The following is a 17,014-nucleotide window of genomic DNA, read 5'->3' as shown; positions in this document are numbered from 1 at the left end:
GGTTTTTCCTATTGCTCGGTTGTATTTTGATACTGTGCGTCTAGATTATTAATGGGCTTTTGCCGGAAGTGTATAAATCACTTATTGGAACTAGGGGGAGTGATTTAGATGTATTGGAGGGAAGATGGGCCGCTTTGAACTGTTGTGTATTGTTGCTTTTGGTGAGATGCGGATATCTTTCTGGTGGGTCTTTTTTTTGATAATAATCACGTCAATATTTTTTTCGAAAGATGCAATATCTGATGAATCTGTTGTGGAAATACAATGTCAGGAAGAGAATGAAGAGTGTTATAGCGCTAAGTTAGAAGATGAATGTAACGGGGATGAGGCCTGTATAGCAACGGGAAGGCTTCTTTCTCCCTTTGTCGATCTAACAAGTAGTCGTGCCGGTGAGGAGGCATTACAGGCAAACCTGCAAAAAACTGAAGAGATCTATCTAAATTCTACACGGAACGAGAGGGCCGAAGCCGCTACAAATTCTCAGCTTCAGGAAATAGTCATTCCAATAAGGAATGTTTGGGTTATTGCTGCGCCTGAGTTGAGTGAGAAATTTAATTCCGGCAACTTACCTGACCCAGGTCCTAATACCCCTCCGCAGAGCTACCTCAATTTGATCAGTGGCAGTACTAACGATTTCACCAGTATCGTTAGTTCACTAAAGAGTTACTTTGCCACCTTCGATGTTTATGGCAATGCTTATGGCCGCTTGCCCAATGTTACTAATCGGGACCCCAGGCCTTTTCAGGTCTCTCAATCGATCTATAGCAACGCCTGGACACCAGCCAACACTGATCTGTTTGCGGTTGAGATTCAACAGTGCACTGTGCCGCCTCCTCCCTACGCTGACGAATCTTGGGAAGACCTATCGGAAAGCCCGGCCTTTCCCAGTGGTCACTCAACTATTGGCAATACGATCGGGATTATCTCAGCGATGACTGCCCCGCAATATTTCAAGGAGCTCGTTTATGCCGGTACACAATTTTCTTATAGCCGAGTCATCTTTGGTGCCCACTATTCTCTAGATGTAATTGGCGGTCGTATTGTCGCCACCTACAATATTGCGAATGCTCTTAACGGTACCTACGATTATGATAATCCCATCACCTTGGCAGGCTTAAAAGCGGCGGGGGTGGACTTACAGGATTATCTCGGGTCGGGAGGTGAGTCCCCTTACGCAGCTGCCTGTGCGGAGGATGTCGGCGCCTGTATTCGAGCAGGCGTTATTCCCAGTGCTGCGGCTTTCGAGCAGGAGCGTGAGGCCTACCGCTACTTACTTACCTTTGGTCTGCCGCCGGTGGGGGCCACAGATTTGCCGTCCATAGTACCTGAGGGCGCGGAGATCTTATTAGCTACGCGGTTCCCTTATCTCTCCAAAGAACAGCGTCGTAGTGTCTTGGCGACTACACAGATACCCTCTGGGTCCGTACTGGATGATGGCAGTGGCTGGGCGCGGCTCGATCTCTTCTCTGCTGCCGATGGCTTTGGCTCCTTCGATAAGGATGTCTCTGTTAGCCTTGATGCAAGCCAAGGTGGTTTTAATGCTTTCGATATCTGGGCCAACAATATTACTGGCACTGGCGGTCTCATTAAGAATGGTAGTGGAACACTGGTTTTGGCTGGCGATAGCAGCTATTCAGGTGGCACTAATATTCAGGCCGGCACACTAGCATTGAGTGGTTCAATCAAAGGGGGGGTTACCGTTGCGGATGGAGCTCAATTTATCAATGGGGGAAGTCTCACCGCAATCGGCTCCAGTAAGGTGGTCTCTGCTGGCAATCTAATTAATGATGGCGTGATTCAGAGTGATGTAATGAACTCTGGATACCTGTCCGGTAACGGCCAGATCAAGGGCGACCTAGTTACTTACGGTACAGTTGCTCCGGGTAACTCTATTGGTCGAATGGATATTGATGGTACCGTGACTTTCAAGGCCGGCTCTGTCTACGAAGTGGATATCGCCGCTGCTGGTCGCAGTGATCTGCTCGCCGTTACTGGGCCGGTTACCCTCAACGACGTTAATCTGTCGGTTTCTGTAAGCAACCCCTCTACTATCGGCTTACAGAGCTATTCGATCTTAACCTCCGATACTGAGATTGATGGCAGTGTAGGCTCGCTGACGGACCCCTTTGCCAGCACTTATCCCTTCATAGATCTTACAGCTTCAGTTGATAGCGGCGTTCTCACCCTGGCTACGGTCCGCAGTGATGTGTCTTTTACTTCTGCGGCTCAAACGCCCAATCAAGTGAATGTTGCTGAAGCGCTTGATAGCCTTGCTCCCGAAGGGGGGTTGATGGATGCGCTCGTCTCTTTAGATCGACCGAGAGCACCTGCTGCATTTGTCGCACTTTCTGGTGAGATCTATGCTTCAGCCCAGACAGTTCTGCAAACTCAATCTATTTTTCTACGCGATGCAATCGGCGGTCGGCAGCGCCAGGTTGGCCTGCCAAGTACCGCTAGCGGTGGGCTCAAGAGTGGCCCGCAAACTGCCCCTTTGTCTGGAATGGAGGCAACGATTTGGATGCAGGGTTATAAGGCCTGGGGCAGTACCGGTTCCAGCTCCAACACAGGCAGGCTCTCGCGCTCCATTGGAGGGGGCACGATTGGCTTTGATGTAAGCCCTCGCGAGGATATTACACTCGGCCTGGCTGGCGGATATAGCCGTTCCAGCTTCGATATTGATTCCAGGCGCTCTACTGGAGACAGCGACAACTACGACCTCGCGGTTTACGCTGTGAGAAAATTACGCCCGGTTAATCTGCGAGGAGCCTTAACGTACACCTGGAGTCATGTTTCGATTGATCGAGATGTTATTGTCCTGAGCTATTCAGGCAGCTTTGAGAACAATTACGATGTTGGTACAGCCCAGGCCTTTGCTGAGATTGGCTATGACCTGGAATTGCAGAATCTATTTGTCGAGCCTTTCGCTAATATTGCCTATGTTAACCGTAGGGCGGACGGATTTACTGAGTACGGTGGTGGAGCTGCACTCCGAGGCATCGGTTATACTCAGGATAATGGTTTTAGTACCCTTGGATTACGGGTTGCCAGTGACCTGCTAATTGGCGATGGACGTTTGAGCGCTGAGGGCCGCCTGGGCTGGTTGCATACTTTCGGTGATCTAACGCCTGAGGCAAAACTAGCCTTTGCCACTGGTAGTAGTTCCTTCTTTGTGGATGGTGCACCCCTCGCGAGGGATAGTGCAGTGGTCAATGCCACTCTAGGGTATAGGCCCAGGGATAACGTTATTCTGGGACTCTCTTATTTTGGTTTACTCGCTGACTCCGCACGCGACAATGCCATAACCGCACAGATCTCAGTAGCTTTCTAGCTCCCCGGTCTACTTTGCTATTGATTGCGGAGAGGTGCTGTGTTGCTGATGCTATCAATAAGAAGGCGATCTATGGGTATTCAACAATTAGCTTGTCGAAAAGATGGGCTTGATTTCGTTACGTGATCGTTGTGTAGGGGTTCCTTATGGGTAAGGAGTCGCTATTGTGGACTTGCATGATGGGGGGCGAAGAAGCTACCGGCTACCCGATTTAAACTCTAAGATGCTGCTAAGACATACCATTTTCTGTATTCAACTCTGAAGTGCATCAGTTAATTATCTGGAAAAGAGCGGTCAGCTGAAGGTAGTATCAGCGGCTTCTTCTCTGTCAAGAGATTAAGTGAGGGTAAAACATTGCCGGCAGCTGACCAAAGAGCAGCGATACCGGATTTGGGTGCTAAAGAAAAGTGATTGGAGCCAGAGCGCAATTGCCAGGGAGATTGGTGTTAACCAGCCTACGATCAGCAGAGAGTTCTCTTGTAATCGAGGCGGAAGAGCGGCGTAGGTAGGCAGGAAATTAATTGCGGGTAGGGGGCCGCCCATTGCGGACCCGTTCGATGGGTGGTGTGGGTGCCGGTAGCTAGAAACTACCGGCTACCAGATTTATAGCTTTATCACAAATTTGTCAGACTCTAGCTTCTTCGATACAAGGTTAAAAACTTTGTAGCGAAGTTCATCTGACACTTGAACAAGCAAGCCTAACGTCTGTTTATCGGAGAAATACTCGTACTGGATGATTTTGTTTAATCCAGTATCAAGGCACTCAAGGGTTGTTCCATCCGTAGCGCTGACACAAGCACTTACCCCTTCAGATTTGGGGAGAATCTCCACATAGATGTAGTCGGACGTCGATTCATTTGTTTGATTATCATATGTTGTAAGAATGCGATGTTCAATAATTTGAGAATTATTGTCCGGAAGTAACCATATAGGCTCTTCCCCGATTTGACTTAAGAAAAGCAGGTTTCGAAGAGTTCGACTATATCCCCCAGAGTTTAAAACACCGTCACGCTTTGAATAGACGCGTATATACTGGATTCCTTTGTCTCGAATTGTTTCTACATCTGAAAGCTCAATTATTTCTTTAGTTTCTTTGTCAGGAGTAGCAATTTCTACCGAATTTATCCTTGTGCTTTTCGTTACCTCTTGAAAGATAAAAAAAGCCCCAATTAATGAAGTAGTTAATAATAGTAGAAAGAGTATTGAGTTAACTCTGTTGATTGTTAGAAATATCTTATTATTTTCCATATCTATCCTTGGCTATAACGAGGGTGTAGAAAAACTCAGCCCTCCTTTCGTATTGTGCTTCTACATGAAAAATAGCCTACTCATCAGTGAGAGCTAAATCAGAATTCAGGTAGAATCACCATATGTGGTCAATGTTTGATCATACTTGAGGGGCTATAGATGTACATTAGTTTTTCTACAGCTTGAACGCAGGTCGTCCTGCGAGGAGCCAAAGACCCGAAGCAACCTGCTTGTACTTGGTACGCTCAGTATGGGCGTGGACTAATGGGGTGAAAGCCCCCTGTGGGAAGGTCACCATTTAATGAATTCCATTAAATATTAACTGCCAGCGAATGGCAACTGCAACATCGTGAGGTCTTGTGGGGAGGAAGCCGCTAGCAAGAGGAGTCCTATTGAGGCTTAGCCTGGAGGCGAGGTGACCAGGGGCATCGAAGCCATGTGATTTAACGAGTAGAGTAAATGGCGTAGTTGGGTAGTGAAAGTTCACGTTCTTATCTGGGGAGATCTGTTTAGCGTGACCACTGATTCATAAATAGACCCCGCCCGCTAGCCACTATCCTGGGGATAGACAAAAGTGCTGGGACATAGCTATGCCTCAGTCAGTAATGGCCAAGGCAATCTCTAATGTCTACCCTTAATCTTGGTAACTATCTCATTAATTAATTCAGGAGGTAATAACGATTTAGACAAGTACTGCTGCCCCCCAGATTTAGCTACCAAAATAAGCCCTAAATCGGTTTCAATAATACGCACGATATCTGCCCACAACAGAGCTGTTATCGTATAAGGATTCTGCGTCTGGATTCCATCCTTATCTATGGTCAATTTCACTTCACTACCGGCACTTTTCCCAAGCATCTGTCGTGCTAACCACCAAGCTCGCCGATATCGAATGTGAATCAGTTCCAGCACGCCTAATGCAATTAACGTGCAACTTGCGATCTTAGGTTGCTCAGTAAATAACAGTAATCCCGCACCAGAAGATAATAATAATGTAGGAAGAAGATAATTGGGCTTGACATTTTTCCCATAGGGTAGAGATTGATCATAGCATTCGGCAAGGTAATCTCTAGATAAGGTAAATTGAGTATTAAAAGGCTGCATAAAAACAACTTATTGTGTCTGGTAAATTTGTCGTAGCACTACAGTGAGTGTCAGGATGATCCTTTAAGCTAATGTCAAATACGCCACATTTCTCAATAAGGCCTGGACTTAGCCCCACATAACGCCTTTAGCAACGGCAAATTACGGAATTGAAGGCGTAGTAATTTGTCCGCTTGCCTAAATTTGGCACGCCCAGCGTGGGCGTGGACTAATGGGGTGAAAGTCTCGTGCAGGAAGATCACCGTTTAATGGGCGCCATTAAATGCTAACTACCATCGAATGGCAACTGCAATACCGTGAGGTCTTGTGGGGAGGGGCTCGCTAGCAAAACTACGAGCTGGCGAACAGGCGAAGCAGATCTAGCGAAGCAGATCTAGACACCCACCAAACAGGAAGTATAAGTCGCCAACCCTCTTGACAAAGGGCGGAAACACTACAATATACTGGATATTCATCCATATAAATGTATGCCCAGCTGATGACTCTACCTAGAAGCAGTCAGATATCTCTCGATGCAACCCCTTATTACCACTGCGTATCTCGCTGTGTACGGCGAGCATTCCTTTGTGGTCGGGATACTGCTTCCGGGAGAGATTACGGGTATCGGCGCGAATGGATTCAAAATCGTATGCAGCAATTAGCTGAGGTTTTTGCGCTGGATATTGCCGCTTATGCGGTTATGAGTAATCACTACCATATTGTGCTCTATATCGACACAAAATCGGCTAACAAGTGGTCTCTTACAGAGGTAATTACTCGCTGGGAAAAACTCTTCAAAGCCTCTAGCTTGGCCCAGCGCTATCTTCAGGGTGATACCCTTGATCACGCTGAGGAAGACAGGCTAAAAGAAGTCGTTTCCCTATGGCGGGAGCGTCTAATGGATATCAGCTGGTTTATGCGCTGTTTAAATGAATCCATCGCCCGCCAGGCCAATGCTGAAGACAACTGTACAGGCCGCTTTTGGGAGGGCCGGTTCAAGTCTCAGGCTTTACTGGATGAAAGAGCACTCGCCGCCTGTATGGCCTATGTAGACCTTAACCCCATCCGTGCCAATATTGCCAAGACACCTGAAGAGTCTGATTACACTTCGATTCAACAGCGAATTCGTGCGGCAGTCTCAGGTAAGCAACCCAAAAATCTACTTTCGTTTGTCGGCGGTGAGCGTTTGAATATGCCGAAAGGGCTACCTTTCCAGCTGGATCACTATTTGGAGCTAGTGGACTGGAGCGGCCGGCATTTAGACCCCAGAAAACGAGGTTGTATTGCCGAAAACACGGCGCCTATTCTGGAGCGACTCGGAATTTCACCCAAGCACTGGCTCTATCTCAGCCGGAACTTTGAAAGTCGCTTTAAAGGCTTGGTGGGATCGGTAGAGGTTGTACAAAAAGTTTGTGCTCAACTCGATAAACGCTGGGTACACGGTATAAGCGACTGTCGGCGCCTCCTCTCAGCTACGCCCTGCTAATCTACCCCGGCCTCAAGTACTCAACAGCACGATTACCGCCCTTTTGTCGAAAAACAGCGATCCCAATAGCCTGAAGACCAATTCCAAGTATTTAATCTCCTTTACCTGTAAATCAAAGAGAAAGAGCCGCCAGAGAGGGAGCTAGCTCTATTGCCGGCACCACTCTCCAGTCATTGGCTGTCCTAGATCGCCGTTGGCTCCTTAGCCCAAGGAGACTCGATAAAGCACCATTCAACATCTTGCCAGCCGCCTTCCGAGGCAACAAACGAAACTCCTATTGACTTAGCAGACTTTAGGTCATATTTATTCGCAGAGCATAGATTTATAAGAGTATTTCGCCGTTCTCCCTTCTCTTTTTGAAGTAAGGGAAGAAAAAGGAAACTGCACTCAATTCTAGGCACTAAAAATCGAATCCTGGACACCCACCAAATAGAAAGTATAAACCGCAATCCCTATTGACAAAAGATTGAAATCCCACAAAATGCTGTATGTTTATACACATAAATACGCGTGTAACCGATGAATCTACCGCGAAGCACCCAGATATCTCTTGATGTAACACCGTACTATCACTGTGTCTCCCGCTGTGTACGGCGTGCATTTCTTTGTGGCAGAGATGCTGAATCTGGAAAAGATTACGAGCATCGGCGCAAATGGATTGAAAGCCATATGCATAAGTTGGCCGAGGTGTTTGCGCTAGATATTGCCGCCTATGCGGTAATGAGTAATCACTACCATATAGTGCTCTATATCGACACAAAATCGGCTAATAAGTGGTCTCTTACAGAGGTAATTACTCGCTGGCAAAAACTTTTCAAAGCTTCCTGCTTGGCTCAGCGCTATCTTCAGGGGGATACCCTCGATCACGCTGAGGAAGACAGGCTAAAAGAGGTCGTTTCCTTATGGCGGGAGCGTCTAATGGATATCAGCTGGTTTATGCGCTGTTTGAACGAGTCTATCGCCCGGCAGGCCAATGCTGAGGACGGGTGTAGCGGCCGCTTTTGGGAGGGCCGGTTCAAGTCTCAGGCTTTACTGGATGAAAGAGCACTCGCCGCCTGTATGGCCTATGTAGACCTTAACCCCATCCGTGCCAATATTGCCAAGACACCTGAAGAGTCTGATTACACTTCGATTCAACAGCGAATTCGTGTGGCAGTCTCAGGTAAGCAGCCCAAAAATCTACACCCGTTTGTCGGCGGTGAGCGTTTGAATATGCCGAAAGGGCTACCTTTCCAGCTGGATCACTATTTGGAGCTAATGGACTGGAGTGGCCGGCATTTAGACCCAAGAAAACGGGGTTGTATTGCCGAAAACATACCTCCTATTCTGGAGCGACTCGGCATTTCACCCAAGCACTGGCTCTATCTCAGCCGGAACTTTGAAAGTCGCTTTAAAGGCTTGGTGGGATCGGTAGAGGTTGTACAAAAAGTTTGTGCTCAACTCGATAAACGCTGGGTACACGGTATAAGCGACTGCCGGCGCCTCCTCTCAGCTACGCCCTGCTAATCTGCCCCGGCCTCAAGTACTCAACAGCACGATTACCGCGCTTTTATCGAAAAACAGCGATCCCAATAGCCTGAAGACCAATTCCCAGCATTTCATCTCCTTTACCTGTAAACCAAAGAGAAAGAGCCGCCAGAGAGGGAGCTAGCTCTATTGCCGGCACCACTCTCCAGTCATTGGCTGTCCTAGATCGCCCCAGGTAGTGGAGTTTTGGGGGTAGAGTGGCGTAGCCATTCTAAAACGGAGCGAAGACGAAAACGTCGGCTGGAGTAGTTTGTTAGGGCGTATGAACTTACCATTGTAAAGCCTCTGGTTTTTCCTTTTGCCTTGTAAGACAAACGTGAAAAGCCACATATGAATTTATACTTCCTTCGTATTTGAATTCTACTTCAGAGATTCTGGCAAATACTTTTACATTTGTAACATCTAATACAGCTTTTTCAATAACTTTAGTGTATTCTGTAATACTTAGTTTAGTAAAATCACAATCTTCATAAGCGGTAAATGCGTTCCCCACTTTAAGTTGAACGTTAATTGCAATGGAATCCGGCTCACTTTGACCATAATAATGAAAGCTATTAACTATTCTACTGTCATAAGATATGTTTTTAACTTCTTGTTTAAAGTGTTTTATAATCGAACTTTCGAGACAGTTAATACTTATGTCTCTTAAACCTATTTCATTTTTTTCCATTTCTTTACCTTTCTATACTCCGATAAATAAAGACCCTAACGCCCTACTCAGCTCCGTTTTGGTCTGGTTTGTTAGGGTACGTGGATTTACCATTGCAACGACTCTGGCTTTACCTTTTTCCTTGTAAGCCAGATTTGAAAATCTATATATGATTTTTCATATTCTTCGTATTTGAATTCTACTTTGGAGATTCTGGCAAATATTTTTACATTTGTAACATCTAATACAGATTTTTCAATAACGTTAGTAGATCCTGCAATGCTTAGCTTAGCAAAATCACAATCTTCATACGCAGTATATGAGTCTCCCACTTTAAGTCGAACGTTAATTACAATGGAGTCCGACTCCCCTTGACCAAAATACTGAAAGCTGTTAATTAATCTCCTGTCATAAGATATATTTTTAATTTCTTCCTTAAAGTATGTTCTAATCGAATTTTCGAGACAGTTAATACTTATGTCTCTTAAACCTATTTCAACCTCTTCCATATCTTTTCCTTTCTATACTTCGATAAACTGAGGCCCTAGCGACCGCAGCAGGCGCAATTATTATTTATAGCCGCAGGCGATGTGAGATAAATTTCGCTCTGATTGTGTTTGTTATGTGTTATCAAGAACATTGCTTAATGCGGCGCTCCAATTAGGGAGTATACCGTGATCGAAATGAATCAATCTACCTTCAAAATGCTCTTGTCCCCTACCACTAGTATGATCATCAATTAGAATATCACCCTTGAGCAAACCTTTGTTGCTGCACATTATTAAATTCTTAGTTAGATCATAGTCAAATTTATCTTCAACCCATATCCGCTTTTCTGTATAGGACTGCGGATTTCTAGTAGATGGGGCAGTAAGAATATATAAATCAATATGAGCTTCAGATCTCAATCTTTCAATTGCCCCATTTATTGGATCTAAATCTTTGAAGAATCCAGGTTTGCTTTGTGGAAACTCTACCTCAGGACTCTTTTCTTTCTCTGATGCTATTCCTGTAGTGTAATCACAGAGAACATCATCCATATCTACGTAAATTATCATTCGTACTCTCTTGCCACATAACAGTGTATCCAAAAGCAGCCGTATTATATCACCAGTCAATATATTCCAAGAGGGAAAAATCCTTCTCGTCAGAAAAAAACATATAAACCAGTATGTTAGCCTACACCGGTGAAATATTACTCTAGTAGATATATTGCGGCTGCATTATATCTCGATATTTCGCTGCTTTTAATCTTCGAAATGGAGATTACGAAAATGTAACAGAATGTATACAAAAGCAGCAAAGTGGAGCTGCTAGGGAGGATCTATTGTTTCTGGGTTCCAAAGCGAAAGGCAGTGAAGAGTACCAGTTTTAACTGCCACTTTTATGCACAGTCGAAATTTTCAAAGCATGAGCAACCAAAAATATAGGCACAAAAATAATCTTATTGGATTTTATTCAGTTTGTTTTAGTGTCAAAGCTGCGTAAAATCGGTGGATATTTATCGGTATTTGGGTTGTCATTGGGCAGCCTTCTGAAAGCCGATGATCAAAGAGATTCGAGAGAGCCAAGAATTTCCTAAAAACCATTCCCTCAAAGGAGAACGGTAGTGTGACATAAGAGTAGGTAAAAGGCGTTGAGCCAAGGTGTGCTAACACCTGGGGCAAGCTAACCAAATTGATAACTAGACTATCAAAATGGCTATAAGGATCATACGCTAGAAACCCGCTCGTCTTCAATAGAGTGGAGTCCATTCAGCAGTTTTGGGCATGTCTCCTGGCTCTGGAAGCGTTGCGTCTGCCTTTTCTACTTCTATGCCTACCATTCTCGCGCTCCAGCTGATACTTCCGTAACAGTTACTTCCAAATCCTTCCATTAAGGGAGGTCTACGTATGGTTTGAGTATTAATAGGAAGCAAATATGTTGATCTTAAAGCGCCGGACGGGTGAAAACTCACGGATTGGAGCGAGCGTCTCAATTACGGTATTGGAAGTTAAGGGTAATCAGGTAAAGATAGGCATACGTGCTCCCAAATCTCTACCCGTTCACCGTGAGGAAATCTATAGACGTTTGCAGAAGGAGGGGGTGTTAGGGGATGGCGTTGGTTGAGATTATGGAGCGCCGCGAAGTAGCGGCGCGCGTTGGCGTGTTCAGTCCGCCGGGTGATAGGGTTAACACCCTCTTAAACAGTTTGTTATGCCACTAGCGATCACTGGTTGCGACTTTGCTTGCTAGCCCAATAAGCAAAACACCCGAGACACCCTCAAGTGCTCGTGAGTAGCGCTGAGAGTTTGGATGACTAAAGACCCAACTACCAACTGATGCATATATGACATTACACAGTGTTGCTAATGCGCTAAACAATAAACCAAGCACCAATAATTGCATTGATGTCGAGCCTGTTGATGTATCAATAAACTGAGGTAGGAACGAAAGGAAAAATAGTGCTACTTTCGGATTCAAGACACTAACAATAACACCTTGTACAAATACATTTTTTTCGCTATCAACACTTTCACTTACCACTATTTGGCTATCCCCACGCCACATAGAGAGCAACGATTGAATACCCAAATAGACCAAGTAAGCGGCACCTAACCATTTTACCACACTAAAAGCCACCGCCGAGCTGAGGATTATCGCAGATAAACCTAAAGACGCTGCTAATGTATGAGCAAAGTAGCCAACACCAAGTCCCATTGCAGCTTTAAAACCAGTTACCAACTTGCCTTTCATCGTGTTTGAAACAATATAAATTACGTCTGGCCCAGGTATCATATTGATAGCAAGACAAGCGACTACAAATAGTAGTAGTGAGTTTAAATCCATTTTCTTTCCTCCATATTTAAAGCCTTGTGGCATAACATTTATATAGTACTTATTCTGACCACTATTATCATGATTACCATCCTGGAATCAATCTAACGGAGAAATGCGTAGAAACCTTGAGAAATCAATAAATTACCTACAAACTTGAACTCTTGTCCCAAATGCAAAAATGAACACTTTGCCCACTATCCCCAATGAATAGACTTTCTCTAACTCATTGTCGTACCTAGAGCTTTCAATCAATCTGGATCTTTACAAAAAATAGCAGTCAAGCCGATTGAAAATCATGTTGATTTCTTATCAGGTACTTAGGAGGGGTGAAAAATGAAGCGGTGCCTGAAGCGTTTCACCGCGTTTTAGGCCGTATACCATTTCGGTAAAGCTGATTTTGGAGCTGACAAACCCATAGGCGAAGCAGGTACATTGCGCACATGCTCGGATTCTGGAGTTGATAGAAAACCGAAAGGCACTAGTTCAAGAAGGGGTTGGCTGATTTATATCAAAAAAAGAAAAGGGGGCAGCGCCCCCTCTTTTAAATCAGCTCCACTCTTCACCGGAGCGGACTACCAGAACCATTAAAGGTTGCTGATTTCCTCAAGCTGCTGTTGCAGACGCTCGTGAGCACCTTTCATTTCTGCAAGCTTGTCCTTCTCCTTGGCAACAACGGCCTCGGGGGCTTTGTCTACAAACTTGGGATTGTTGAGCTTGCCTTCGACTCGTGCGAGTTCTTTGGACAGTTTATCAATCTCTTTTTGCAGACGGGCGCTTTCGGCTTTAACGTCGATCAGGCCGGCCATGGGTACCAGCAATTCCATATCGCCTACCAGGGCAGTGGCGGAGGCTGGTGCAGCTTCTCCACTTTCCAGCCAGGTGATTTCTTCGAGGCTGGCCAGTTTGATCAGCAGGCTGCGGGCTTGCTCCAGCAGTTCTTGGTCGCGGCTGGAACCGCCGCGCAGGATCAGTGGGATTTTCTTCGCTGGGGAAATATTCATTTCACCGCGAATATTGCGTACGCCTTCAATAACCTGCTTCAACCAGGCAACAGCCGCCTCCGCTTCCTCGTCGATCACGCTGTTATCGGCTTCCGGGTACTGCTGCAGCATAATGGTGTCACCGTTGGAGCCGGCCAGGGTTTTTACACGCTGCCAGATTTCTTCGGTGATAAACGGCATCAGCGGGTGGGCCAGACGCAAAATGGTTTCCAGTACGCGGATCAGGGTGCGGCGGGTGCCTTTTTTCACTGCGTCGGAGGCGTTGTCGTCCCACAGTACCGGCTTGGACAGTTCCAGATACCAGCTGCAGTACTCACTCCAGATAAAGTCGTACAGGGCCTGGGAGGCGAGGTCGAAGCGGTAGGTGTCCATGGCTTCGCGCACGGTGATTTCGGTGCGCTGCAGTTGGGAAATAATCCAGCGGTCGGCGATGGTCAGTTCAAAATCCGTGCTGCCGTCCTGTCCGCAATCGTGCTCTTCGCAGTTTTGCAGTACATAGCGGGAGGCATTCCAGATCTTGTTACAGAAATTGCGGAAGCCTTCGATACGGCCTACATCAAACTTGATGTCGCGGCCGGTGGATGCCAGCGAGTAGTAGGTGTAGCGCAGGGCATCGGTACCGTAGGCTTCGAGCCCTTCGGGGAAGTCCTTGCGGGTTTGTTTTTCGATCTTCTCGCGCAGGTGCGGCACCATCATGCCGGAGGTGCGCTTGGCTACCAGGCTCTCCAGGTCGATACCGTCGATCAAATCGATGGGGTCGATTACGTTGCCCTTGGATTTGGACATCTTCTGGCCGTGGTTGTCGCGCACCAGGCCGTGCACGTACACGGTATTAAACGGTACTTCCTTCTTGAAGTAGAGGGTCAGCATCATCATGCGCGCGACCCAGAAGAAAATAATATCGAAGCCGGTGACCAGTACGGAGCTGGGGTGGAAGGCTTTCAGTTCTTCGGTATCTTCTGGCCAGCCCAGGGTGCCGAAGGTCCACAGGCCGGAGGAGAACCAGGTGTCGAGTACATCGTCGTCCTGGCGCAGGCTGATGTCGGCGCCCAGGTTGTGCTTCTCGCGCACTTCCTCTTCGCTGCGGCCAACGTAGACTTTGCCTTCGTTGTCGTACCAGGCGGGGATGCGGTGGCCCCACCACAGCTGGCGGGAAATACACCAGTCCTGGATATCGCGCATCCAGGAGAAATACATGTTCTCGTAGTTTTTCGGTACGAACTCAACGCGGCCATCTTCAACGGCGGCGATGGCTTCATCGGCCAGGGGCTGGGTTTTTACGTACCATTGATCGGTGAGCCAGGGCTCAATCACGGCGCCGGAGCGGTCTCCGTGAGGTACCTTGAGGGTGTGGGGTTCTACTTTTTCCAGCAGGCCGAGGGCGTCCAGGTCGTCGACAATCTGGGTGCGCGCGGCAAAGCGCTCCATGCCCCGGTATTTTTCCGGCACTGCGTCGTTCAGGTGGGCGTCGGCATCGAGGATATTGATCATCTCGAGGTTGTGGCGCTGGCCCATTTCGTAGTCATTGAAGTCGTGGGCCGGGGTGATTTTTACACAGCCGGTGCCGAATTCACGGTCGACGTATTCGTCGGCAATAATCGGGATTTCACGATCCGCCAGGGGCAACTTGATGGTCTTGCCGATCAGGTGCTGGTAGCGCTCGTCTTCCGGGTGTACGGCGACGGCTGTATCGCCGAGCATGGTTTCCGGGCGGGTAGTGGCGACCACCAAGTGGCCGGAGCCGTCGGAGAGCGGGTAGCGGAAGTGCCACAGGTGACCCTGCTTTTCTTCGTTTAATACTTCCAGGTCTGAGATCGCGGTGTGGAATTTCGGGTCCCAGTTCACCAGGCGCTTGCCGCGATAAATCAGGCCGTCTTCATACAGTTTGATAAAGACTTCCTGCACCGCTTTGTAGAAGCCGTCGTCCATGGTGAAGCGTTCGCGGGACCAGTCGGGGCTGGCGCCCAGACGGCGCAGCTGGCGGGTAATGGTGCCGCCGGACTCTTCCTTCCACTCCCAGACCTTCTCAATAAACTTGTCGCGGCCCAGGTCGTGGCGGGATACGCCTTCGGCGCCCAACAGGCGCTCTACCACCATCTGGGTGGCGATACCGGCATGGTCGGTGCCCACTTGCCACAGGGTGTTGTCGCCCTGCATGCGGTGGTAGCGAATCAGGGCGTCCATAATGGACTCCTGGAAACCGTGGCCCATATGCAGGCTGCCGGTGACATTCGGCGGCGGGATCATAATGCTGTAGGGCTTGGCTTCTTTGTCCCCGGAAGGCTTGAAGTAGCCGCTCTCCTCCCAGGTTTTGTACCACTGCTGTTCTATGGCGTTGGGCTGGTATGTTTTGTCCATGCGGGTGGGAAACCTTGTATTTTACTGACTGCGTGCACAGCGTCTTGGCTCAGGATAGTCTGGTGCTTGCTCGGGCTGCGCGGAAAAGGCGGGAATTATACCGCCGGGGTCTAATGGGAAAAAGGCGGTATTTGAGCTTAGGAAGCCTCTGAATAACTCCGTAATGCCTCTGCGGGTCTTGAAGGCCGCAGATGTTAGGCGCAGCTCGCCGCGAATGGCCGTAGCCCTTGGCAAGAGCTGCAACGCAGCAGCTGTGGCCTTCAAGGCCCGCCCTTCGGGGCTTGCAGAGCGATTCACACTCCGCGTTACGACTTCTTGAAAGGTCTAGACATTCCTGCGAAGCCGCGCCTTGATTGTGAACCGCTCTGCATGCCAGAGGTATCACGGAGTAATTCAGAGGCTCCCTTAATCCCAAACGCCGAGTTCGTCGACCACCTGCTCTATTTGAGCGCGCAGGCGGCGCTCCAGTTTGGGCAGTTGTTGGGCGACGAGTTGCTCGATCAAATCTTGGCGCTGGCGCTCTTTGGCCGATAGCTCAGGGGCTGCGCTCGGAAGCCCTTTGTGCGGCTGGAGCTGGCTGTTCGCCGTCGCAGTTTTTTCTCCAGCCCCAGGGGCTTCGGTTTTTGGCTGCACAGTGGAGGCGATACCGGTGTCCGTTTTATTGGGCAGCGGGCGCCCGCCGGTGAGGCGAGCGCGAATATGGTCTGGCAGAAAAGGATTTTCTGTCCGGCCCCGGGGTTTTGGCGCTGGCTTTCGATTGGGCTCTGCGCTTGAGCCACTTTCGGCGCGGCTTAACGCGGGCTTTTTCTCCACCGGTATCTCAACCTGCCTCTGCTCGGCTGCGGCTTGGGCTTGTGGCTCAGGCTTTTGCTCGGGCTCTGCGGCTGAGCGGTTTTCTGCACTGCTGCTTAACGGGGAGCTTTCCTCCGCCGGCACCTCAACCTGTTTCTGTTCCGCTGAGGGTTGCTCCGCTGTGGCTTGGGGGCTTGGTTCAGGTTCCTGCTCGGGCTGTGCGGCCGAATAATTTTCAGTGCTATTTAAAGAGGGGCTGTCCTCTGCCGGCACTTCAACCGCTTCCTGCACCGCTTCGATTTCTGCGAGGGCGAGTGCTTCGTCCTCCTCGGCGGTCAGCTCTTGCAGCGGGCGCAAAAGCGCTAAGTCAGATTCCGCCAGCGACATAGATTGTTGCGCCAGCATCTCTTCTTCGACCGGTGAAAACAAAATCGGCAGATCGATATCCTCCAGCGAGATATCGATATCTTCAAATTCGCTGGTTGCCGGCGTCCCGCTGGGTTTGGCGGTGTCGGCAATGCTGGGAAGTGCCGGCGGCTCAGGGATTACAGGATCGCCCTGCTTGGCCACTTGGCTGAGCACGGGGATATCTTCACTGTTTTCGTCGCTGACAAGCAGGGTGTGCAGCGAATTCAGTTCATCCAGAAATTCGCTGGACTTTTTGTGCTCTTGTCTGCGGTGCTTGTGTTTGTTTTTCTTGCCGGACATGACTCTCGGACGCA

General features: G+C 48.4%; 13 protein-coding genes. 5 read left to right on the top strand and 8 right to left on the bottom strand.

From position 1 onward, the window contains the following. The first annotated feature begins 253 nt into the window (after positions 1-253). Together ACJJIK_RS09930 and ACJJIK_RS09925 are read left to right on the top strand one after the other, a co-directional pair. Positions 254-3,328, top strand: a complete 3,075-nt coding sequence (locus tag ACJJIK_RS09930; protein WP_444944934.1) for an autotransporter domain-containing protein — start codon at positions 254-256, stop codon at positions 3,326-3,328. Between the two features lie 340 nt (positions 3,329-3,668). Beyond that, a complete protein-coding gene (locus ACJJIK_RS09925; RefSeq protein WP_444944933.1) occupies positions 3,669-3,833 on the top strand; it encodes a helix-turn-helix domain-containing protein in 165 nt (54 codons plus the stop codon). 98 nt (positions 3,834-3,931) lie between these two features. Here ACJJIK_RS09925 and ACJJIK_RS09920 read toward each other — a convergent pair whose 3' ends face one another. Further along, a complete protein-coding gene (locus ACJJIK_RS09920; RefSeq protein ID WP_444944932.1) occupies positions 3,932-4,576 on the bottom strand; it encodes a hypothetical protein in 645 nt (214 codons plus the stop codon). 621 nt (positions 4,577-5,197) lie between these two features. Continuing rightward, positions 5,198-5,680 (bottom strand): YcxB family protein, encoded by a 483-nt coding sequence (locus ACJJIK_RS09915; RefSeq protein WP_444932063.1) that lies wholly within the window; start codon positions 5,678-5,680, stop codon positions 5,198-5,200. Positions 5,681-6,308: 628 nt separating this feature from the next. On the opposite strand from ACJJIK_RS09915, the gene ACJJIK_RS09910 reads away from it, so the two are divergent. After that, complete coding sequence (locus ACJJIK_RS09910; protein ID WP_444944931.1) at positions 6,309-7,145, top strand: transposase; 837 nt, start codon at positions 6,309-6,311, stop codon at positions 7,143-7,145. A gap of 669 nt (positions 7,146-7,814) precedes the next feature. Further along, positions 7,815-8,651, top strand: coding sequence for a transposase (locus ACJJIK_RS09905; RefSeq protein WP_444944930.1), 837 nt, complete (start codon positions 7,815-7,817; stop codon positions 8,649-8,651). 289 nt (positions 8,652-8,940) lie between these two features. Here the strand turns inward: ACJJIK_RS09905 and ACJJIK_RS09900 are convergent, their stop codons facing one another. The 3 genes from ACJJIK_RS09900 to ACJJIK_RS09890 form a co-directional block, all read right to left on the bottom strand. Next, entirely contained in the window at positions 8,941-9,342 is a 402-nt protein-coding gene (locus ACJJIK_RS09900; protein ID WP_444932058.1) for a hypothetical protein, read from the bottom strand. Between the two features lie 86 nt (positions 9,343-9,428). Next, the gene (locus tag ACJJIK_RS09895; protein ID WP_444932057.1) at positions 9,429-9,830 is read right to left on the bottom strand and encodes a hypothetical protein; all 402 of its coding nucleotides are present in this window, start codon (positions 9,828-9,830) and stop codon (positions 9,429-9,431) included. Positions 9,831-9,941: 111 nt separating this feature from the next. After that, positions 9,942-10,379: a 5' nucleotidase, NT5C type gene (locus tag ACJJIK_RS09890; protein WP_444944929.1), complete on the bottom strand. Its 438-nt coding sequence runs from the start codon at positions 10,377-10,379 to the stop codon at positions 9,942-9,944. Between the two features lie 862 nt (positions 10,380-11,241). On the opposite strand from ACJJIK_RS09890, the gene csrA reads away from it, so the two are divergent. After that, positions 11,242-11,430, top strand: a complete 189-nt coding sequence (csrA, locus tag ACJJIK_RS09885; RefSeq protein ID WP_444944928.1) for a carbon storage regulator CsrA — start codon at positions 11,242-11,244, stop codon at positions 11,428-11,430. A gap of 93 nt (positions 11,431-11,523) precedes the next feature. Here the strand turns inward: csrA and ACJJIK_RS09880 are convergent, their stop codons facing one another. The 3 genes from ACJJIK_RS09880 to ACJJIK_RS09870 all read right to left on the bottom strand — a co-directional run bounded on the left by ACJJIK_RS09880 (position 11,524) and on the right by ACJJIK_RS09870 (position 17,000). Further along, complete coding sequence (locus ACJJIK_RS09880) at positions 11,524-12,150, bottom strand: LysE family translocator (RefSeq protein WP_444944927.1); 627 nt, start codon at positions 12,148-12,150, stop codon at positions 11,524-11,526. A gap of 575 nt (positions 12,151-12,725) precedes the next feature. After that, on the bottom strand, positions 12,726-15,500 hold the full coding sequence (locus tag ACJJIK_RS09875; RefSeq protein ID WP_444944926.1) for a valine--tRNA ligase: 2,775 nt from the start codon (positions 15,498-15,500) through the stop codon (positions 12,726-12,728). 405 nt (positions 15,501-15,905) lie between these two features. After that, the gene (locus ACJJIK_RS09870) at positions 15,906-17,000 is read right to left on the bottom strand and encodes a hypothetical protein (RefSeq protein ID WP_444932052.1); all 1,095 of its coding nucleotides are present in this window, start codon (positions 16,998-17,000) and stop codon (positions 15,906-15,908) included. Positions 17,001-17,014 lie beyond the last annotated feature (14 nt).

This window comes from Microbulbifer regidiadema (SeqCode) (assembly GCF_052466995.1).
Note: the sequence above shows the minus strand (reverse complement) of the source record. Positions and strands in the feature narration are given on the sequence as shown.

Excerpts from the sequence above, each read along its gene's own strand:
- ACJJIK_RS09920 (WP_444944932.1), bottom strand. The coding sequence starts at position 4,576 with ATGGAAAATAATAAGATATTTCTAACAATCAACAGAGTTAACTCAATA.
- ACJJIK_RS09915 (WP_444932063.1), bottom strand. The coding sequence starts at position 5,680 with ATGCAGCCTTTTAATACTCAATTTACCTTATCTAGAGATTACCTTGCC.
- ACJJIK_RS09910 (WP_444944931.1), top strand. The coding sequence starts at position 6,309 with ATGCAGCAATTAGCTGAGGTTTTTGCGCTGGATATTGCCGCTTATGCG.
- ACJJIK_RS09905 (WP_444944930.1), top strand. The coding sequence starts at position 7,815 with ATGCATAAGTTGGCCGAGGTGTTTGCGCTAGATATTGCCGCCTATGCG.
- ACJJIK_RS09900 (WP_444932058.1), bottom strand. The coding sequence starts at position 9,342 with ATGGAAAAAAATGAAATAGGTTTAAGAGACATAAGTATTAACTGTCTC.
- ACJJIK_RS09895 (WP_444932057.1), bottom strand. The coding sequence starts at position 9,830 with ATGGAAGAGGTTGAAATAGGTTTAAGAGACATAAGTATTAACTGTCTC.
- ACJJIK_RS09890 (WP_444944929.1), bottom strand. The coding sequence starts at position 10,379 with ATGATAATTTACGTAGATATGGATGATGTTCTCTGTGATTACACTACA.
- csrA (WP_444944928.1), top strand. The coding sequence starts at position 11,242 with ATGTTGATCTTAAAGCGCCGGACGGGTGAAAACTCACGGATTGGAGCG.
- ACJJIK_RS09880 (WP_444944927.1), bottom strand. The coding sequence starts at position 12,150 with ATGGATTTAAACTCACTACTACTATTTGTAGTCGCTTGTCTTGCTATC.
- ACJJIK_RS09875 (WP_444944926.1), bottom strand. The coding sequence starts at position 15,500 with ATGGACAAAACATACCAGCCCAACGCCATAGAACAGCAGTGGTACAAA.
- ACJJIK_RS09870 (WP_444932052.1), bottom strand. The coding sequence starts at position 17,000 with ATGTCCGGCAAGAAAAACAAACACAAGCACCGCAGACAAGAGCACAAA.